19 protein-coding genes are annotated in these 19,318 nt (G+C 69.5%); 16 read left to right on the top strand and 3 right to left on the bottom strand.

Annotated elements, in window-relative coordinates:
- Positions 1 to 19 precede the first annotated feature (19 nt).
- The 5 genes from ACSMFO_RS19190 (at position 20) to ACSMFO_RS19170 (ending at position 5,671) form a co-directional block, all read left to right on the top strand.
- Positions 20 to 826, top strand: a complete 807-nt coding sequence (locus ACSMFO_RS19190; protein WP_436459949.1) for a DUF5336 domain-containing protein — start codon at positions 20 to 22, stop codon at positions 824 to 826.
- A gap of 143 nt (positions 827 to 969) precedes the next feature.
- Positions 970 to 2,415 carry a cell division protein PerM gene (locus ACSMFO_RS19185; protein ID WP_436459948.1) on the top strand — a complete coding sequence of 482 codons (1,446 nt, stop codon included), beginning with the start codon at positions 970 to 972 and terminating at the stop codon, positions 2,413 to 2,415.
- A gap of 76 nt (positions 2,416 to 2,491) precedes the next feature.
- Entirely contained in the window at positions 2,492 to 3,109 is a 618-nt protein-coding gene (gene purN / locus ACSMFO_RS19180) for a phosphoribosylglycinamide formyltransferase (protein ID WP_037332511.1), read from the top strand.
- Positions 3,106 to 4,668 carry a bifunctional phosphoribosylaminoimidazolecarboxamide formyltransferase/IMP cyclohydrolase gene (gene purH / locus ACSMFO_RS19175; protein ID WP_436459945.1) on the top strand — a complete coding sequence of 521 codons (1,563 nt, stop codon included), beginning with the start codon at positions 3,106 to 3,108 and terminating at the stop codon, positions 4,666 to 4,668. Before purN ends, purH begins: the two co-directional genes overlap by 4 nt.
- A 226-nt stretch (positions 4,669 to 4,894) precedes the next feature.
- Positions 4,895 to 5,671, top strand: coding sequence for a hypothetical protein (locus ACSMFO_RS19170; protein WP_436459943.1), 777 nt, complete (start codon positions 4,895 to 4,897; stop codon positions 5,669 to 5,671).
- On the opposite strand, the gene ACSMFO_RS19165 is transcribed toward ACSMFO_RS19170, so the two are convergent.
- A complete protein-coding gene (locus ACSMFO_RS19165; RefSeq protein WP_436459942.1) occupies positions 5,668 to 6,372 on the bottom strand; it encodes an SRPBCC domain-containing protein in 705 nt (234 codons plus the stop codon). The two genes, ACSMFO_RS19170 and ACSMFO_RS19165, sit on opposite strands and share 4 nt — an antisense overlap.
- A 180-nt stretch (positions 6,373 to 6,552) precedes the next feature.
- Between ACSMFO_RS19165 and ACSMFO_RS19160 the strand changes: the two genes are divergently transcribed.
- From ACSMFO_RS19160 to ACSMFO_RS19150, 3 genes are read left to right on the top strand one after another with little or no spacing between them, the layout of a single operon-like run.
- Positions 6,553 to 7,038 carry a pyridoxamine 5'-phosphate oxidase family protein gene (locus ACSMFO_RS19160; RefSeq protein WP_436459940.1) on the top strand — a complete coding sequence of 162 codons (486 nt, stop codon included), beginning with the start codon at positions 6,553 to 6,555 and terminating at the stop codon, positions 7,036 to 7,038.
- A gap of 11 nt (positions 7,039 to 7,049) precedes the next feature.
- On the top strand, positions 7,050 to 7,490 hold the full coding sequence (locus ACSMFO_RS19155) for a VOC family protein (protein WP_073847372.1): 441 nt from the start codon (positions 7,050 to 7,052) through the stop codon (positions 7,488 to 7,490).
- 58 nt (positions 7,491 to 7,548) lie between these two features.
- Positions 7,549 to 8,895, top strand: coding sequence for a hypothetical protein (locus ACSMFO_RS19150; RefSeq protein ID WP_436459938.1), 1,347 nt, complete (start codon positions 7,549 to 7,551; stop codon positions 8,893 to 8,895).
- A 62-nt stretch (positions 8,896 to 8,957) separates the two neighbouring features.
- On the opposite strand, the gene ACSMFO_RS19145 is transcribed toward ACSMFO_RS19150, so the two are convergent.
- Positions 8,958 to 9,779: a hypothetical protein gene (locus tag ACSMFO_RS19145; RefSeq protein ID WP_436459936.1), complete on the bottom strand. Its 822-nt coding sequence runs from the start codon at positions 9,777 to 9,779 to the stop codon at positions 8,958 to 8,960.
- Positions 9,780 to 10,007: 228 nt separating this feature from the next.
- Between ACSMFO_RS19145 and ACSMFO_RS19140 the strand changes: the two genes are divergently transcribed.
- From ACSMFO_RS19140 to ACSMFO_RS19105, 8 genes are all read left to right on the top strand, one after another.
- On the top strand, positions 10,008 to 10,682 hold the full coding sequence (locus tag ACSMFO_RS19140; RefSeq protein WP_038524473.1) for a hypothetical protein: 675 nt from the start codon (positions 10,008 to 10,010) through the stop codon (positions 10,680 to 10,682).
- On the top strand, positions 10,679 to 12,289 hold the full coding sequence (locus ACSMFO_RS19135; RefSeq protein WP_436459935.1) for a DNA polymerase Y family protein: 1,611 nt from the start codon (positions 10,679 to 10,681) through the stop codon (positions 12,287 to 12,289). The genes ACSMFO_RS19140 and ACSMFO_RS19135 overlap by 4 nt, the downstream gene beginning before the upstream one ends.
- A 2-nt stretch (positions 12,290 to 12,291) precedes the next feature.
- The gene (locus ACSMFO_RS19130) at positions 12,292 to 12,444 is read left to right on the top strand and encodes a hypothetical protein (protein ID WP_167551727.1); all 153 of its coding nucleotides are present in this window, start codon (positions 12,292 to 12,294) and stop codon (positions 12,442 to 12,444) included.
- 3 nt (positions 12,445 to 12,447) lie between these two features.
- The gene (locus ACSMFO_RS19125; RefSeq protein WP_436459933.1) at positions 12,448 to 15,804 is read left to right on the top strand and encodes an error-prone DNA polymerase; all 3,357 of its coding nucleotides are present in this window, start codon (positions 12,448 to 12,450) and stop codon (positions 15,802 to 15,804) included.
- 106 nt (positions 15,805 to 15,910) lie between these two features.
- Positions 15,911 to 16,420: a hemerythrin domain-containing protein gene (locus ACSMFO_RS19120; RefSeq protein ID WP_037332496.1), complete on the top strand. Its 510-nt coding sequence runs from the start codon at positions 15,911 to 15,913 to the stop codon at positions 16,418 to 16,420.
- 66 nt (positions 16,421 to 16,486) lie between these two features.
- Positions 16,487 to 16,969 carry a VOC family protein gene (locus ACSMFO_RS19115; RefSeq protein WP_436459931.1) on the top strand — a complete coding sequence of 161 codons (483 nt, stop codon included), beginning with the start codon at positions 16,487 to 16,489 and terminating at the stop codon, positions 16,967 to 16,969.
- A 139-nt stretch (positions 16,970 to 17,108) separates the two neighbouring features.
- Positions 17,109 to 18,179, top strand: a complete 1,071-nt coding sequence (locus ACSMFO_RS19110; protein WP_436459929.1) for a reverse transcriptase family protein — start codon at positions 17,109 to 17,111, stop codon at positions 18,177 to 18,179.
- A 22-nt stretch (positions 18,180 to 18,201) separates the two neighbouring features.
- A complete protein-coding gene (locus ACSMFO_RS19105) occupies positions 18,202 to 18,789 on the top strand; it encodes a pentapeptide repeat-containing protein (RefSeq protein ID WP_436459927.1) in 588 nt (195 codons plus the stop codon).
- A gap of 72 nt (positions 18,790 to 18,861) precedes the next feature.
- Here ACSMFO_RS19105 and ACSMFO_RS19100 read toward each other — a convergent pair.
- Positions 18,862 to 19,318 (bottom strand): TNT domain-containing protein (locus ACSMFO_RS19100; RefSeq protein ID WP_436459926.1); only part of this gene is annotated, 457 nt, incomplete at its 5' end.

Below are 19,318 nucleotides of genomic sequence, written 5' to 3'. Positions count from 1 at the left end.
ACGACAGGAGAGCATTCGGATGTCCTATCCCAGCGGTGGGCCCGGCTACCCCCAGCAGGGTGGCGGCCAGCAACACCCCAACCCCGCCTCGGGGGCCTTCCCGCAGCAGCAGGCGCCGTCACCGGCCGCCCCGCTGAACCTGGCGTTGCTGCTCGCGCTCGCCGTCACCGTCCTCGGCCTGGTGCAGTTCTTCATCGGTTTCTCCGACGAGGCCGACGCCGCCGGACAGATCTCGGTCTTCCTCCTGGTCAGCGGTCTGCTCGCGGCCCTGCACGCGCTGCCGCGCGGCCCGAAGACGCTGCCGTTCGCCGCGTTGTTCAGCGTCATCGGCGCCTTCGGCGCGCTGGACCTGGTCATCGGCTACGGAAGCGGCCGTGAGGACGTCTCGGTCCCGGGCATCCTCACCGTGGTGCTGATCCTCGGCATCCTGCAGATGCTGGTCGCGGTCGCCGCGCTGCTCTTCGAACACGACGTCATCAAGCTGCCCGCCGCGAAGCCGCAGCAGCAGGCGCCGCAGGCCCCGTACAGCCAGCAGTTCCCGCAGCAGGGCCCGCAGGGTCCGTTCGGCCAGCAGGGTCAGCAGGGCCCGGCCGCCACGCAGGTCCAGCCGTTCCCCGGCGCGGGCCAGCAGGGGCAGCCGGGCGAGCAGTCCGGTCCGTTTTCGCAGCCGGGCGGGTTCCAGCCGCCGGTGACGCAGCCGCCGGGCCAGCAGGCCACGACGTACGCGCCGCAGCAGGGCCAGTTCTTCCAGCAGCCGCCGTCCTCGTCCTCGGAGTCGGGCCAGAACCCGGGCACGCCGCCCGGTGGGTTCGGCCAGCAGGGCTGACCTACCGAACGCGAAAGCACCCGCTGTGACTCTCCGTGTCACAGCGGGTGTTTTTCTTTTCCGGGGTACCCGACCGGGTGGGTTGGGCCACGCGCCCCGACCGGCGGCGGCGTGCCTCACCCGGACGGCCCAGTCCGGATGTCATGGTGCGGTTCATGAAGCTGCTCACCCGCGACGAACGCCCGCCGGGCGAAGAGCCGGTGAGCGACCTCGTCCCCGAGCTGGAGGTCTCCAGGGCGAAGCGGGTTCGTGTGTTGCTCGCCGCCGCCTGCGCGCCCCTGCTCTTCTCCTTTACCGCCATCGCGGCCGTGCTCGCGGTGGTCTCGTTCGCCGCCGACCGGACCCGGTTCTCCGCCACCGGTGCCCTGCTCGCCGCCGGCCCCGGCTGGCTCGCCTCGTGGCAGGTGGAACTCGACCTCGGCGGTCATCCGCTCGGCGTGCTGCCGCTGCTGCCGACGCTCGTCGTCGGCTGGCTCGTGGCGAGGGCGGCCGCGCGCGCCGCCCGCCGTGTCGGCGGCCGGACCCCGGCGGACGCCGTCCCGGTGGTGACGGTGATCGCCGGGGCGCACGCGCTGTTCGGCGTGCTGATCGCCCTGGCGGCCGGTGGGTCACCGATCGACGTGAACCCGCTGACCGCTTTCTGCGTGCCGGGCCTCCTCGCGGGGCTCGCCGCCGTCGCTGGGGTCGCCAAGGTCTGCGGGCTTCCGGCCGTGGTCCGGGACCGGTTCGATCCCGTGGCCGTCCACGGCCTGCGGGCGGGCGCACTCGGCCTGGCCGCGCTCATCGCCTGCGGTGCCGTGGTGTTCACCGCGGCCACCGCGCTGTCGTGGTCCACTGTGGACAGTCTGTTCGAGCCGGGCTTCGGTGCGAGCTTCGGCCTGTTCGTGCTCTCCGTGGCCTACCTGCCGAACGCGGTCGTCGCCGCGCTGTCGTTCACCACCGGGCCCGGTTTCTCGGTCGGCTCGCTGACCGTCGGCATGTTCGGCTACCAGGAAGGACAGGTGCCCGGGGTGCCGGTGCTGGCGGGGATCCCGTCGCACCACGCCGTCTGGTGGCCCGCGTTGCTGCTCCTGCCCGCGCTGGTCGGTGCGCTGGTCGGCTGGCGGATCCGCGCGATCGACGAAGATCCGATGCTGCGGATGCGGGCGGTCGCCGTCGCGGGCGCGCTGGTCGCGTTCGGCTGCGTCATCCTCGGGACCGTCTCCGGCGGAAGGCTTGGCGACGGGCCGTTCGACCCGGTCAGCGTGCCGGTCGGCGTCGCGTCCGTGATCGCCTTCTGCTGGATCGTCGTCCCCGGCGGGTTCGTCGCGTTCTTCGCCGGACCGCACGAGGCCCCCGCACCGCCGGGTGAACCCGAGATCGCCGAAGTCGAAGAAGAAGTCGAACCGGTCGAGGAACCCGAAGCCGAAGCGCTCGAAGACGAAGCACTCGACGAAGAGGCCGAAGAGGAACTCGCCCGGGAACTGGGCGAGGACGCCGACGAGGTCCCGGTGGAACCGGAGCCCGAAGCCGAGCCCGAACAGGACATCGCTGTGACCGAGTCCACCGACGGGTCCGGCGACGAAAGCGCCCCCGGCGGCGACCGTTAGGGTTGTCGCGACCAGGTGAAGCGCCGTACGCCCGAGTGCGTACCGCCGTGGCAAGGAGCCCGTTCTGGCTAGTCGGTTGGACCTGCCCACTCCGGTGAAGCTCGTCGTCCTCGCGTCCGGTTCCGGCACGCTGCTGCAAGCCGTGCTCGACGCCGTCGAAAAGCCGAACTTCCCGGCGAAGGTGGTCGCCGTCGGGGCGGACCGCACCGGGGTCGCGGCGCTGACCAGGGCCGAACGCGCCGGCGTGCCGTCGTTCACCGTCCGGATGGCCGACCATCCGGACCGCGCGGCGTGGGACAAGGCGATCACCGAAGCCGTCGCCGCCTACCAGCCGGACCTGGTCGTCTCCGCGGGGTTCATGAAGATCCTCGGCGCCGAATTCCTCGCGCGGTTCCCCGGCCGCGTGATCAACACGCATCCGGCCCTGCTGCCGTCGTTCCCCGGCGCGCACGCCGTGGCCGACGCGCTGGCGATGGCCGTCAAGGTCACCGGGTCGACGGTCCATTTCGTCGACGCCGGGGTCGACACCGGGCCGATCATCGCGCAGGAGCCGGTGATCGTGGAGCCCGACGACGACGAGAACGTCCTGCACGAGCGGATCAAGGCCGTGGAACGCAGGCTCCTGGTGGAAACGATCGAGAAACTCGGCCGGAGCGGGTGCTCGGTCGAGGGACGAAAGGTGAGGTTTTCGTGAGTACCGCACAGGGACAGCGTCCCGTCCGGCGCGCGCTGATCGGCGTCTCGGACAAGGCCGGCCTGCTCGAACTCGCCACCGGGCTGCACGCGGCGGGTGTCGAGATCGTGTCGACCGGCGGCACGGCGAAGGTCATCGCGAACGCCGGGGTGCCGGTGACGCCGGTCGAAGAGGTCACCGGGTTCCCCGAGTCCCTCGACGGCCGGGTCAAGACGCTGCACCCGCGCGTGCACGCGGGCCTGCTGGCCGACCGTGACCGCCCGGAGCACGTCGAGCAGCTCAAGCAGCTCGACATCGCGCCGTTCGACCTGCTCGTGGTCAACCTGTACCCGTTCACGCAGACCGTCGCCTCGGGCGCGAGCCTCCAGGACTGTGTCGAGAACATCGACATCGGCGGTCCGGCGATGGTGCGTGCCGCGGCGAAGAATCACAACAGCGTCGCCGTCGTGGTCGACCCGTCGCGCTACGAGTGGGTGCTGGAGCGCGTCGCGGCGGGCGGTTTCGAGCTGGCCGACCGCAAGCGGCTCGCCGCGCAGGCGTACGCGCACACGGCGGCGTACGACACCGCCGTCGCCGCGTGGTTCGCCAACGTCTACGCGCCCGCGGACGACTCCGGCTTCCCGGACTTCACCGGCGCTTCGTGGGAGCGCGGCGACGTGCTGCGCTACGGCGAGAACCCGCACCAGAAGGCCGCGCTGTACAAGCACTGGCGACCCGGCCTCGCGCACGCGGAACAGCTGCACGGCAAGGCCATGTCGTACAACAACTACGTCGACACCGACGCCGCGCGCCGCGCCGCCTACGACTTCGACGCCCCGGCCGTCGCGATCATCAAGCACGCCAACCCGTGCGGGATCGCGGTCGGCGAGGACATCGCCGAGGCGCACCGGAAGGCGCACGCGTGCGACCCGGTCTCGGCCTACGGCGGGGTGATCGCGACCAACCGGCCGGTGAGCCGCGAGGCCGCCGAGCAGATCTCCGAGGTGTTCACCGAGGTCGTCCTGGCGCCGGACTTCGACGCCGAGGCGCTCGAGATCCTTCAGCGCAAGAAGAACGTGCGGCTGCTGAAGCTGCCCGCGATCACGTCGCCCGATCCGATCGAGTTCCGGCCGATCTCCGGCGGCATGCTGGTGCAGACCGTCGACACGATCGCCGCCGAGGGCGACGACCCGGCGAACTGGACCCTGGCGACCGGCGCGCCCGCCGACGAGCGGACGCTGGCCGACCTCGAGTTCGCGTGGCGTTCGCTGCGCGCGGTGAAGTCGAACGCGATCCTGCTGGCGAACGACGGCGCGACCGTCGGCGTCGGCATGGGCCAGGTCAACCGGGTCGACTCCTCGCGGCTCGCGGTGTCGCGTGCGGGAGAGCGGGCGAAGGGCTCCGTCGCCGCTTCGGACGCCTTCTTCCCGTTCCCGGACGGGCTCGAGGTCCTGCTGGAGGCCGGCGTCCGTGCCGTCGTCCAGCCGGGTGGCTCGATCCGCGACGCCGAGGTCATCGCCGCCGCCGAGGCCGCCGGGGTCACCCTGTACCTCACGGGCACGCGGCACTTCGCCCACTGAGCCGACCTGCGTTTAGCGGGCTAAACGCGATCCGCGCGCGGACCTGCGTTTAGCCCCCTAATCGCGATCCGAGGGGGTTCGGGGGCGTTCCCGGTGCCCGGGTTCTGGGGTTCGTGCCATGCTGGCTCCGGATCGCGTTTAGCCCGCGAAACGCAGGTCCGGGCGCGTGTCGCCTTTAGCGGGCTAAACGCGACGCGGACGTACGTGAGTCGCCAGGGGAGGATCGGTGCACCAGCCGCCGCAGGGGTACGGCCAGGGGCCGGGTTACGGCCCGCCGCCTGGGCAGGGAGGGCAGCCGGGCTACGGACAGCAGCCGGGTTACGGCCAGCCCGCCGGTCCCGGATACGGTCCGCCGCCCGGCTATGGCCCGCCCGGCTACGGGCAGCCGCCCAAGAAGAAAAAGACCGGGCTGATCGTCGGCCTGATCGTGGGTGGCGTGGTCCTTCTCGGCCTGGGCATTCCCGGCGCCATCCTCGGGTCGGAGTACTACTCCTCGGTCGGCAAGGCGCCGGTCTCACAGCAGCCGCCCACCGAGTGCGCCGTCTCCCCGGAGCTGCTGAACAAGATGTTCACCACCAGCTTCCAGGGCGTCCGCGACAACGAGATGAAGGCAGGCGAGTTCGTCACCAAGCAGCGGGGCTGTTCCTGGCTGCCGCCGGAGAGCGACAACGTCCACGACCGCGCCCTCCAGATCATGGTGTACCGCTACGAGGGGCCGGACGCCGAGAAACGCGCATCGGAGTCGTCCCCCGGGTCGGCCGCGCCGTCCGAGCGTCAGCAGCAGGTGCAAGGCATCGGGGAGAAGGCGGTTCTCGTCTCCCTCGACACCGACAGCGCCTTCAGCGGTGCGGAGCTGCGGGTCACCCAGGGCGCGCACGTCGTCATCGTCACCTACAAGGGCTGGGACAAAGGGTTCTTCACGAAATCGCCGATCCCGCCCGCGGAGTCCGCCGAAGTGGCGAAATCCGTGGGCGCCGAACTCGTGAAGAACCTGCCCCGCTAGGCGTACAGGCCGTTCAGCCAGGCCGTCCACGCCTTCTCGGCCTGGTCCGCGTCGGCGTCTTCGGCGAACAGGTGGTGCCCGATGCCGACAGGCCAGCCCCAAACGTTCCGGCCGTAGAAGCGGTACAGCGCGTCTTCGGTCCGGACGCCGATGAAGGCCGGCGTCAGGTAGTCGACGACGCCCTCGACTCCGGGGACGTCGAGGTACACACGGTCACCCACGGCCTTCGCGCCTATCGCCGCCCGCACGGCCTCGAACGCCTCCGGGGCCTTCGACGATTCGGGCGCGTCGGTCTTGAAGTACTTCGCCTGACGCCGGTTGAAGTGCGTCAGGTACTCGCCCAGCGAGTGGTGGTAGAACGATGTGTGCTGACGGCACGCGTCGTATTCGACGTCCCAGTCGTCGAGGACGGTGGTGTGCTCGTAGCGCAGGTACGTGCCCCCGTCCTTCGGTTCGAGGACGTATTCGAGCGTGTTGAACCAGCCGCTCTCGTCTTCCGCGTACGTGACGAAGCGCCGCGACGGCTTCCAGACGGTCACCATGCCGCCGTCGGGGGTGAGGCCGGACTCGGCGCCGCCGTCGCGGGGTTCGTACTGGATCGGCCAGAGCCAGCCGCCGCTGGCGGTGGTGATCGCGGCCCAGGTGTCGGCGGGGGTGGTGGGCATGAAGCCCTCGAAGCGGACCTCGGATTCCTTCGCCATGGCTGTCCTCTCTCTTGTGTCTTATGAGAGCGACGCCTGGCCAGGGGCGCTTTCGACAACCGGATCGCGTTTAGCCCGCTAAAGGCGAAGTGGCGCAGGTCACATTTCGGGATGTCGAAGTGCGGCGGACAGCGGCGTCCCCGGGGTGTCCGCGAAGACGGCGAACCCGAGGAGAGAGACATGCGGCAGAGCACGATCGACGAGATCCTGAACCGCCCGTACAGCCAGGAGCTCCTGGCCCGTGACATGGCCCGGCTGGCCTACGCCGCGTCCGACGGCACGCCGCGGGCGATCCCGATCAGCATCCACTGGAACGGCAAGGAGATCGTCATGTGCACCTCGACGAACGCGCCGAAGCTGCACTCGCTGCGCCGCAACCCGGCCGTCGCGCTGACGATCGACACCGAATCGCACCCGCCGAAGATCCTGCTCCTGCGCGGCACGGTCGAGCTGGACCACGTCGACGGCATCCCCGACGAGTACATGCAGTGGAACGGCACCTACGAGATGACGCCGGAGCAGCGGGCCGAATGGGAAGAGAACGTGAAATCGCTCTACGAGAGCATGGTCCGCATCGTGATGACCCCGACCTGGGTCAAGCTCATCGACTTCGAGGAAACGCTGCCCACCGCCGTCGAAGAGCTCATCCGCCGTCAGAGCGCCTGAAAGGAGCGGTCATGAAGCTGGAACACATCGGCGCCGTCGTCCACGATCTCGAAGCGGCCAAGGCGTTCTTCCTCGCGCTCGGTCTCGAATTGGAAGGCGAGGCGTCGCTCGAAGGCGACACGGTCGATCGCATCACCGGGTTGAAAGGGGTCCGGACGGATATCGCCGTGCTGCGGCCGCCGGACGGCCACGGCGGAGTGGAGCTGATCAAGTACCACACGCCGGAAGGGCCGGAAGGTGATCCGCACGCGCCGATGAACACGCCCGGTATCAGTCACTTCGTGTTCTCGGTCGAGGACATCGACGCGACCCTCGAGCGGTTGCGGCCGCACGGCGCCACGCTCGTCGGCGAGCTGGTGCGCTACGAGGACAGCTACCGGCTCTGCTACGTCCGCGGCCCGGAGGGGATCGTCGTCGAGCTGGCGGAAGCACTCGTACGCCGGGAAGCGTAGGCGAGAAGCCGCGTCTCGACGGATTCCCGCGACGCCCCGCGCTGCCAGCATTTCCGCCATGACACTGACAGGAATCCTGGCCGCCGCGCTGATCGTCACCGGTGCGCCCGCCATCGGCACGGACGACGTCCACGTGCACACCGGAACGATCGACGGTGCCCGGTACCAGGTCGAGGTGCCGTCGAACTGGAACGGCAAGTTGTTGCTGTACAACCACGGGATCTATCCGCCGGGCTACGTTCCCGAGGAGATCGAGCTCGCCAACCGGGCGGAGGCGAAACCCGTTCTGCTCGGCGAGGGGTACGCGTTGGCCGCGTCGCTCTACAGCAAGCCGAACGGCTTCTCGGCCCGCGAAGCCGTTCACGATCAGACGGCACTGCTGTCCTGGTTCGACCACAACGTCGGCCGCCCGGAGCAGGTGCTCACCTGGGGAGCTTCCGGCGGTGGGCTCAACGCGGTCCTGCTGTCCGAGCGGCTCCCGCACCGGATCGACGGCGCGCTGGCGATGTGCGGTCCCGTCGCGGGTGGTTCCGCGTTGTTCGCCCAAGCGCTCGATCTGGGGTTCACGGTCCGGACGCTGCTGGCGCCCGAACTGGAGATCGTCCGCATCGCCGACCCGGGGGCGAATCTCGCGAAAGCCCATCAGGTGATCGCGAAGGCGCTGGAATCACCCGATGGACGGGCGCGTCTCGCTCTCGCCAACGCGTTCGCCGACGTCCCCGGCTGGTCGACGGCGCATCATCCCCGTTCCGCCGATGTCGCCGAGCAGATCCGTCAGCAGACGAAGTTCGTCCAGGCGGTCTACGACCAGCTGGCCTGGGGTGTGCACCGGGCGGATCTGGAGACGCAGGCAGGCGGGAATCCGACCGGGAACACCGGAGTGGACTACCGCGGCCTGCTCACCCGGTCCAGTGAACGCGGCCTCGTGAGTCAGGCCTACCGTGACGCGGGCCTGGACCTCGACGCCGACTTGGCACGGCTCGCGACCGCGCCCCGGGTCGAGGCCGACAAGGCCGCCGCCCGATGGCTCGGCCGCGTCGGGACACCGACGGGGCGCGGTCGTCAGCCCGTCGTCACGCTGCATCCGATCGGGGACGGCGTCGCCCCCGAACACGAGCGGACCTACGGCGACCGCGTCGATCCCGGCCGGATCCGGCAGCTGTTCGTGAATCGGGGCGGGCACTGCCAGCACACCGCCGCGGAAGAACTGACGGCGTTGCGCGTGTTGCGGGACCGCGTCGAAACCGGTCGCTGGCCTTCGACGTCACCGGAACGCTTGAACGCCGAGGCGAACCGGTTCGGCCCGGAGTTCCGCTTCCTCTACGACTGGCTGCACGGTGAGCCGGGGACCGCCGCACCCGCTTTCCGGCGGTATCACCCGGATCCGCTTCCCCGTGCCGTCTGAGGTCGGCCGGGTCTCGTGAGTGGCAAGGACGGGTTCTGACCGTCCTTGCCACTCACGAGGCTTCATTCGCCGTGGTAGCGCAGGCCGGTGCGCTTCAGGACGACCCAGCGTTCACCGGGCCGGTCCGCCACGACCGGATACCACCGCGGCGCGACCGCGTCGGTCAGTTCGCCACCTCGTTCGATGAGGGAACTCACCGCCGGTTCACCCACCACGATGAGCGCGGACCAGTCGACGTGCGCCAGCAGGTCGTCCTCGGTGACGCCGAACCGTTCCTCCAGAACCATGACCAGGTCGTGCCCGCTGTCCGGGCCGGACTGGACTTCGCTGACGTCAGGCACTTCTTCGACGACTACGGGTTCGACCTCATCGAGGTCGTAGTCGTCTTCATCTTCGTCGTCTTCGCGTTCTTCGGACCAGACGTGGTGATCGAGCCGCGAGATGCTGTTGCTCAGGTCGAAGGCCTGTTCGTCGGTCATGCACAGCGTCACGGTCTGCCCGTCGGTCAACGTGAACGTCAGTTCGGCCTCCGGGTAACCGCTGGTGCCGGGCTCCGCCTCGACCATGCCCGCCACGGTCCCGGCCAGCGCCGTGGGCGCCGGGCTCGTGTGCCAGCCCAGCGACGGTAGGTTCGCGGCCATCTCCAGCACGCAGGTCGCGGCGGTCCAGAACGCGTCCTTGTCCCGGAAGTCCTTGCGGCTGCTGGTCAGCGTCCGGCCGCCGCCCAGCGGCTCGGTGCGGGCGTCCACCCGGCCCCGCCCGGTCCCGTTCTCCCACATCGCGGTGACCGTGACCCGGTTGGCCAGGCGTTTGCGGTAGTTCTCGATATGGCCTTCCCTGGCGAGTTCCCAGCCGTTCACCGTCTCGGGCCAAGCGTCGTCCACTGCGGTTTTCCTTTCCTGACGGGAAGACCCCCGGTCTCGGACGTGACAGGTCCGGTGATCGTTCCGGCTCGCTTGACAACCGCTGCGCCACCCGGTCTACTGGGGTCATCGAACAAGCGTTCGAAGTGCCGCCTTCCCCGTGGCACGCCGGTGCCGTCCACAAAGGACGGTCTAGGTGTCGTGGGGAGGCGAGGTCCGGTGACAGCGGAGGTGGTCGAGGCGCGGGCCTTGCCGTTGGCGAGGCTGGCGGCTTTGCCAGGAGTGAGCACGGCCAGTGGCGTGGCTTCCGCGGCCGAACACGCGAGGACGACGGGAAGGGTGCTCCCGGTGTCCCCGGCGTTGTCCGGTCTGCTGCCCGCCGCGGGGCTCCGGCGCGGGAGCACCGTTTCGGTGCTGGGGTCCACGTCACTGATGCTCACCCTGCTGGCCGCCGCGACCGCCGGCGGTGCGTGGGCGGTCGCGGTCGGCCTGCCCACGCTCGGGGTGGTCGCCGCCGCGGAACTCGGGGTCGAGGTGGGCAGGCTGGCGCTGGTCCCCCGTCCCGGTGCCGAGTTCCCGGCGGTGACCGCGGCCTTGCTGGACGGTTTCGATCTCGTGGTCGTCGGTCCGGGGCTCGCCCGGCCCGACGTGGCGAGAAGGCTGTCCGCCCGCGCACGCAACCGTGGTTCGGTGCTGCTTTCGCTGGGTTCCTGGCCCGGTGCGGAAGTCGAGCTGAGCTGTCGTCGTTCGCATTGGACGGGTTTCACCGGCGGCGGCGCGGGTTATCTGCGCGCTCGTGAGGTGGAAGTGCGGGCGGGCGGCCGGGGTGCGGCCGCCCGGCCGATGTCGGCCTTGCTGCGCTTTCCCGGCGAGGGCGAGGTCGAGCGGGCCGAGTTCCCCACGACCAAGTGGGGCACGGCATGAATCCGCCAGTGCGCATGCTCGTCCTGTGGTGCCCGGACTGGCCCGCGGTCGCCGCCGCGGCCGTCGCGGGCGAACCCGTCGGCCGCCCGGCCGCGGTCTTCTCGGCGAACCGTGTGGTCGCCTGCACCGCGGTGGCCAGGGGCTACGGCGTCCGCCGCGGGATGCGGCGGCGCGAGGCCCAGTCCTGCTGTCCGGAGCTGGCGGTCTTCGGGGAGGACGAAGGTCGTGACGCCCGGCTCTTCGAATCCGTCGCACGGGCGGTGGAAGAGCTGGCCGTCGGGGTCGAAGTGGTACGCCCGGGGATCGTCGCCGTCCCGGTCGACGGCGCGGCCGGTTACTTCGGCGGTGAGCACGGCCTCCTCGAAAGACTGGTGGACGAGGTGTCGGTGGCGGCGGGAGTGGAGAGCCAGGTCGGCGTGGCCGACGGCCTGTTCGCCGCGACGCTCGCCGCCCGCCGGTCGACGCTGGTCGAACCCGGTGGGACGGCGGAATTCCTTGCCCCGCTGCCCATCCGCGAACTCGACCAGCCCGAGGCGGGCCGCGCCGAGCTGGTCACCTTGCTCAAGCAGCTCGGCCTGCAGACGCTGGGTGCCTTCGCGGCGCTCGGTGAAAGTGATGTCTCCGCGCGGTTCGGAATGGAGGGGGTGCTCGCGCATCGGCTGGCACGAGGACGGTCCGAACGTCCGCCGTCGCGCCGCCGTCCGCCACCGGAACTCTCGCTCGCGAAGGCGTTCGATCCGCCGATCGACCGGGTCGACGCCGCCGCGTTCGTGGCGAAAGGGCTCGGCGAACGCTTCCATGCCGGGCTCGCCGCGTACGGGCTGGCTTGCACCCGGCTCGGCATCTACGCCACCACCGAGACCGGCGAACAGCTCGGCCGGGTGTGGCGTTGCGCCGAACCGCTGACGCCGCTCGGCGTCGCGGACAGGGTGCGCTGGCAGTTCGAAGGCTGGCTGAAAGCCAAAGATCGTCCCCATTCGGGGGTCGTCCGGCTTCGGCTGGAGCCGGAGGAGACGGTCGAAGGCCGGTCGCTGCAGCTCGGGTTGTGGCAGGCGGGTGCGGCGGGGGTGCTGCGGCCGTCCACCGAGGACGAGGACCTGTCCGGCGAGCGCGCCGGTCGCGCCCTGGTGCGGGTGCAGGGATTACTCGGCCCGGAGAGCGTCTTCACCGCGGTGCTCGACGGCGGCCACGGCCCCGCCGAGCGGGCCCGGCTGGTGCCGTGGGGTGACAGGCGGGAGAAGACGGCGCAGGCGGACGCGAACTGGGCCGGGAGGCTCCCGTCGCCCTCCCCGGCGACGGTGTTCGCCCGCCCGGTGCCCGCCCAGGTGCTGGACGAGAACGGACGCGTCGTGGAGATCACCGCGCGGCGCCGGGTCACCGCCGCGCCGTGTCTCGTGAGCTTCGAAGGCGGTGAGCCGCGCGAGGTTCTCGCTTGGGCGGGGCCGTGGTTCGTCGGTGTCCGGGCCGGCGCGGGCCATGCCCGGTCGGGGACGCGGATGCGGTTGCAGGTGCTGCTGGCCGACGGGCAGGACGCCGAGGAAGCGGTGCTGCTCCGCTTCGAGCACCACAAGAATCCGATGTGGACACTGGAAGGGAAGTACGACTGAACATGGACGAGGAGTACACGCGGCTGGTGCGGCGATGGCTGGAGGAGCCGGCCATCCCGGTGCAACGTGCGGAACTGGAAACGGCCTGGGCGGCGTGCGTTCCGCGCGCGGAAGTGTTCGTCCCCGCGCCGAGAAGCTCGACCGAGAACCGGTGACCGATGGGCTGGAACAATCCTCCGCGGCCGTGGAAGGACCTCGCCCGCGAGCTCGCGGGCGAGGTGTCACCGCCCGGCGACGGCGGTGACAGCCCCGCGTGGAGCGCCAAGCGGCAGGGCTACCAGCGGCCCGCGGATCTGACCGGGCTGATCGGTGACGACGACGGCGCCACCGCGCGCCGGGTGCCGTACGCCGAACTGCACTGCCATTCGAACTTCAGCTTCCTCGACGGCGCGAGCCATCCCGAGGAACTGGTGGAGGAGGCCGCGCGGCTGGGCCTGGACGCGATCGCGCTCACCGATCACGACGGCATGTACGGCGTGGTGCGCTTCGCCGAAGCGGCGAGGGAACTGGGCGTGCACACCGTTTTCGGCACGGAGCTCAGTTTCGGGCTGTCCGGCCCGCAGAACGGGTTCGCCGATCCCGAGGGCGAGCATCTGCTCCTGCTGGCCAAGCAGAAGGACGGCTATCTGAGCCTGAACCGGGCGATCACCGCCGGCCAGCTGCACGGCTTCGACAGGCGGTCGTTGTCCCCCAAGGAAAGGGCGGAGAAGGGCAGGCCGGTCTACGACCTGCGCGCGGTCGCCGAAGAGGTGCGCGGGAAGTGCGTCGTGCTCACCGGCTGCCGCAAGGGCGCGGTGCGCAAGGCGCTCGTCACCGAAGGCCCTGCGGCGGCCGTCGTGCGGTTGAAGGAACTCATCGACTGCTTCGGCCGGGAGAACGTCTATGTCGAACTCGTCGACCACAGCCTTCCCTTGGACAGCACGCACAACGACCTGCTGAGCGAGATGGCCGACGAGTTCGGCCTGCCGACGGTGGCGACCACGGCCGCGCACTACGCCCGGCCGGAGCGGGCGCCACTCGCCGACGCGCTCAGTGCCATTCGCGCCCGGCGGGGCCTGGAGGACATGGAGGGCTGGCTGCCCGCCGCGGGGACGGCGTTCCTGCGATCGGGGGAGGAGATGGCCGAGATCTTCGCGCGGTATCCGGGCGCGGTGCAGCGGGCGGCGCTGCTCGGGCGGGAGTGCGCGTTCGAACTCCACCACATCGAACCGAAGCTGCCGCCGTTCGAGGTACCGGAGGGACACACCGAAGCGTCCTACCTCCGGGAACTCACTTACGAGGGCGCGAAGGAGCACGAGAAGAACAAAGACGCCGAGTACCGCGAGAAGGCCCGGAAGCTGATCGAGCACGAACTGGACATCATCGAAGAACTGGGTTTCCCCGGCTACTTCCTGATCGTCTGGGACATCGTGCGGTTCTGCCGGGACAACAAGATCCTCTGTCAGGGCCGGGGATCGGCCGCGAACTCGGCGGTCTGTTACGCGCTCGGCATCACCAAGGTCGACGCCGTGCGCTACGGCCTGCTCTTCGAACGGTTCCTCGCCCCGGAACGCGACGGCTACCCGGACATCGACCTCGACATCGAATCCGATCGCCGCGAGGAGGCGATCCAGTACGTCTACCGGAAATACGGGCGGCTGAACACCGCGCAGGTGGCGAACGTGATCACCTACCGGGCGCGATCCGCGGTCCGGGACGCGGCGCGGGCGCTGGGGTACTCGCCCGGCCAGCAGGACGCGTGGAGCAAGCAGATCGACCGCTGGGGTGCGTTGCGGGCCACGGAGAAGGACCACGATCACGACATCCCGGAAGAGGTCGTGGAGCTGGCCTGCGCGCTCGAAGACTTCCCCCGGCATCTGGGCATCCATTCCGGCGGCATGGTGATCTGCGAACAGCCGGTGAGCGAGGTGGTCCCGATCGAATGGGCCCGTATGGAGAATCGCAGTGTCGTGCAGTGGGAGAAGGACGACTGCGCCGCCGCCGGACTGGTCAAATTCGACCTGCTCGGGCTCGGAATGTTGTCGGCCCTGCACTATATGATCGATCTGGTTCGTGACCACAAAGGGGAAGAGGTCGACATCTCCGAATTGGATCTCAAGGATCAGAACATCTACGAAATGCTCTGCCGTGCCGACGCGATCGGCGTCTTCCAGGTGGAGAGCCGCGCGCAGCTGGCCACGCTGCCCCGCTTGCGCCCCAAGAAATTCTACGATCTGGCGGTCGAGGTCGCGCTCATTCGGCCCGGCCCGATCCAGGGTGGTTCGGTGCATCCCTACATCCGGCGCAAGAACGGCCAGGAGAAATGGGATTTCGACCATCCGAAACTGGCCAACGCGCTGGGGAAGACGCTCGGCGTCCCGTTGTTCCAGGAACAGATGATGCAGATCGCCCTCGATATCGCCGATTTCACCCCGGCGGAGGCGGATCAGCTGCGGCACGCCATGGGTGCCAAACGTTCCGAGCACAAGATGGAAAGGCTCAAACGACGTTTCCTCGAAGGTGCCGCGAGGAACGACGTCGACGGGGAGCTGGCGGAGAAGATCTTCGGCAAGCTCAAGGCCTTCGCGAATTTCGGCTTCCCGGAGAGCCACGCGCTGAGTTTCGCCCTGCTGGTGTTCGCGAGTTCGTACTTCAAGTACTACCACCCGGACGCGTTCCTGGCGGGTTTGCTGCGCGCGCAACCGATGGGGTTCTACTCGCCGCAGTCGCTGGTCGCCGACGCGCGGCGGCACGGAGTGCGGGTGCTCGGCCCGGACATCAACGCGAGCCTCCCGCACGCGACGCTGGAACCCTTGCCGGACGGGGGAGAACTGCTCGCCGTACGCGGCGGCCTGTCCACCGTGCGGATGATCGGCGAGAACCTGGCGCGGAAGATCGTCGAGGAGCGGGAATGCGACGGCCCGTTCGCGGATCTGGCGGAGGTCGCCCGGCGGGTGCGGCTGACCAAACCGCAGGTCGAGGCGCTGGCCGCGGCCGGAGCGTTCGGTTGTTTCGGCGAGAGCAGGCGGAGCGCGCTCTGGGCGGCGGGCGCGGTCGCCGACGAAAGCCTGGAGAAACTGCCGGGGCTGATCACCGGGGTCAAAGCGCCGATGCTGCCGGGGATGGACGAAATCGACATCGCGGCCGCGGACGTCTGGGCCACCGGGGTGTCACCGGACAGCTTCCCGACCCAGTTCATCCGGGAACACCTCGACGAACTCGGTGTCGTCACCGCGGCGGGCCTGCGCGAGATCCCGCACGGCGCCGAGGTGCTGACCGGGGGCGCCGTGACCCATCGCCAGCGGCCGGCGACCGCGGGCGGCGTCACCTTCATGAACCTCGAAGACGAGACGGGGATGATCAACGTCGTCTGCACGATGGGCGTGTGGCAGCGCTATCACCGGGTCGCCCGCGGCAGTCCCGCGCTGCTGATCCGAGGCGTGGTCGAGCGCACCGGTGAGGTGGTGAACGTCCTGGCCGAACAGATCCGGCATCTGCCGTTGCGGATCACCGCCAAGTCCCGTGACTTCCGCTGAATCCTCTTGACGATCACCGGGGGGCTGTGCTGAAGTTGCGCCAGCGTCGCAGTGCACCCGGCAAAGAGACCGTCGCGGGCATGGAGGCGCCGGACCATGGGAAATCATGGAAACCCCTTCTCGGACGAACGGCCGGTTGACGGCGTTCGGAAATCAACTCGTTCAGGTTCACAACTGGCTGCGTAAAGAGCTGGCCTTGCTGCACGACGACCTCGGGTCGGTCGCTGAGGGGCGTGCCGAGCGGCTACGCGATCTCAGGGCGCATTGCCTCACCTTCTGCTCGGCGCTCACGAGGCATCACACCGGCGAGGACGGTGGCGCTTTCCTTGTGCTGGCGGACAAATTCCCCGAATTGCGACCTTCGCTCGAAGAGCTCGCACACGACCACGGGGTGATGACCGGGATCATCGAACGGCTCGAAGAGCTGGTCGCCGGTGTCGGCCCAGGGTCGAGTCAGGACGAGATCCTTGACGTCCAACGGGAACTGGACGGCCTCACGGCGATCATGGAGACGCATTTCCGCTACGAAGAGAAGCGGATCGTCGAGGTGCTCAACTCGCTGGACATGCCGGAGTGGCAGGAGTCGCAGCCGCCTTTCCTGCTGAAGACGCATTAGGACACGATCTGTCCTATACGGGCTCTAGCGTTCTTCTCATCGCTTACGACGACGAGGAGAACTCCGATGAGCAACCCGATTCCCGACGGCTACCACTCGGTCACCCCGTGGATCATCTCGCGTGACACCGCGGGCGTGATCGACTTCCTCAAGCGCGTCTTCGACGCCGAGCCGATCGGTGAACCGGTGTACGTCGAGGGCGGGAAGATCGGGCACGCGGAGATCCGGATCGGCGACTCGGTCGTCATGTTGTTCGACGCGAAGGACGACTGGGTCGACACTCCGGCTTATCTGAGGCTCTACGTCGAGGACAGCGTGGAGACGCAGCGCCGGGCGGTCGAGGCGGGCGCCGAAGAAGTGACGAGGCAGACCGAACTCTTCTTCGGCGACCGTGTCGGCCGGGTCCGGGATCCGTTCGGCAACCTGTGGTGGATCCAGACCCGGCTGGTCGATCTCGGCTACCCGGAGATGGAGCGACGGATGAACGATCCGAAGTTCATCGAGGCCATGCGGTACGTCTCCGGCTCGAAGATCATCCCCAGCCGCTGAAATCGGTAGGGTGGTGACAGCGACGCGGAGGTGAGCCGGTGGATCGCCACCCACTCCGGGGCAACCCCGGGGAGTACGAAGTCAGCGAGACGAGGCGCCCCGCGCGAGCGCGGCATGCTCCGCGTGCGAGTCCGCGCGGATGACAGGAGAAAGAGTCACCTCCGCGTCGCTCCTCGAACCCCTGCCGCCGGTTTGGCGGTTCCAGGTGGCCCGCTGGACGACCGTCGACGAGTGCGCCGCCGCGCTCGACCTGACGCCCGGCGAACTCTCGTGGTTCGCCGACGCGAAGGGCTGGAACAGGCGCGCCGCCGAGCCGGTCCGGCACTACACCTACCGCTGGATCCCGACTGCGTCGGGCAGCGTGCGACTCATCGAGCGGCCGAAACCGCGGCTCGCCGAACTGCAGCGCCGGATCGTGCGGCACGTCGTCGGCGCGCTGCCGGTGCACGAGGCCGCGCACGGGTTCCGGCGCGGGCGTTCGCCGTTGTCGTGCGCCGCGCCGCACGCCGGGCGGGAGACCGTGGTCAGGATGGACCTCGAAGGGTTCTTCCCGGCGGTGTCCGCGCGCCGGATCTCGGCGCTGCTCGCCGTCGCCGGCTACCCGCCCGCCGTGGCGGAGGCGCTGGCGGGCGTGCTCACCACCGCCGTTCCGCCGGACGTCCTCACCACCGTGCCCGGCGGACGGCGGGACTCGGCGCGAACGCGGCTGTTGACTAACCTGGCGGCCACGCATCTGCCGCAGGGCGCGCCGTCCTCGCCCTCGGTCGCGAACGCGGTCACGCATCATCTGGACCGCCGGCTCGACGGGCTCGCGCGCGTACTGGGCGCGACGTACACGCGGTACGCCGACGATCTGGCGTTCTCCGGGGATTCCCTGCCACTGCACCGGTTGCTGCCCGGTGTCCGGCGGATCGTGACCGACGAGGGCTTCCGGCTCCGGGACGACAAGACGTCGATCGCCGGCGCGCACCAGCGGCAACGGGTCGCGGGCCTGGTGGTCAACAGCGCGCCCGCCGCGACGCGTGCCGACTACGACGCACTGCGTGCCCTGCTTCACAACTGCGCCCGAACCGGCCCGGAAGCGCAGAACCAGGGCGGGCATCCGGACTTCCGTGCCCATCTGCTCGGCCGGATCGGCTGGATCGCCGCGTCTTCGCAGGCACGGGCGGCGAAGCTGCGCGCGATGTTCGGCAGGATCACCTGGGGTTGAGCGGGTATGCGATCCTGGACGGGTGATCGAGACTGCCGAGGACTACCGAGAAGCCGTCCTTTCCCGGCAATGGTGGGAAAAACGCAGTTTCGTCGGCTGTGATTTCACCGAAGCCGACCTGCGCGGGCTGCGCACCCAAGGCTGCACCTTCGACCAGTGCGACTTCACCAAGACGGACTTCGAGGGCTCGCGCCACGAGGCGTCGGCGTTCCGCTCGTGCACCTTCGACCGCACCGTACTGGCCGGCACGCGGTGGAGCTCCTGCTCGATGCTCGGATCGTCCTTTGTGGACTGCCGATTCCAGAAGATCGCCTTCACCGAATGCGATCTTTCGCTCGTCTCGCTCAGCAAGGCCCGTCTGTCCAAAGTGGACCTGGGTGGCCTGCGACTGCGTGAGGCGAACCTGCTGGACGCGGACCTGACCGGTGCCGATCTGCGTGGCGCGGATCTCACCGGTGCCCGGCTGGCGGGCGCGAAACTCGAGAGCGCGGACCTGCGCGGCGCGCGGCTCGACGCCAACGGGCTGGTGCAGGCGAACCTCTCCGGTGTCCACGTGGACACCGAGACCGCGATCGCCTACGCCGCCGCGCACGGCCTCGTCATCCACTGACCCCGCGTGCAATGAAAGGTCCTTTCCTCGCAAAATTTGCGAGGAAAGGACCTTTCATTGCGCTTGAGGGAGCTAGTCGATCGGCGGTTCGCCCGGGTCCAGCTCGATGAGGTCGCCCTCGGCGAGCAACTCCTCGATGGACGCGGGCAGCAGGTACGCCGACCCGCCACCCGGCTGGTTGAACCACGGGATCGCGACACCGGCGAGGGCTTCGAGCGGACGCTGCACGCGGTACACGTGATACGGCCGGTTCACCCACTCCGGCACGAGCGAGCGCTCCTCGAACGGCGTCCCGGCCGCGTAGGTCAGGTTTCCGTTCGGGCCGCCGAAACGGTCCAGTTCGCTGCCGGCGGGCAGCTCACGCAGCTCCTTGCCGCGGAACAGCGTCAGCGGCGGCTCGCCGTTGAGCGGCGAGATCGGCCAGTTCTGCTTGGCGTCGGGTGCCCCGGCGTTCGCCGCGACCGGCGGACGGGCCGGTTCCTCGCGCCGCATCGGCGGCGGAGGCGGCGGCGTCACCGGCGGCTCACGC

The organism is Amycolatopsis sp. w19, from assembly GCF_051373225.1.
GTDB lineage: Bacteria > Actinomycetota > Actinomycetes > Mycobacteriales > Pseudonocardiaceae > Amycolatopsis > Amycolatopsis japonica.
The sequence above is the reverse complement of the archived record's forward strand: the minus strand, read 5'-3'. Positions and strand labels throughout refer to the sequence as shown.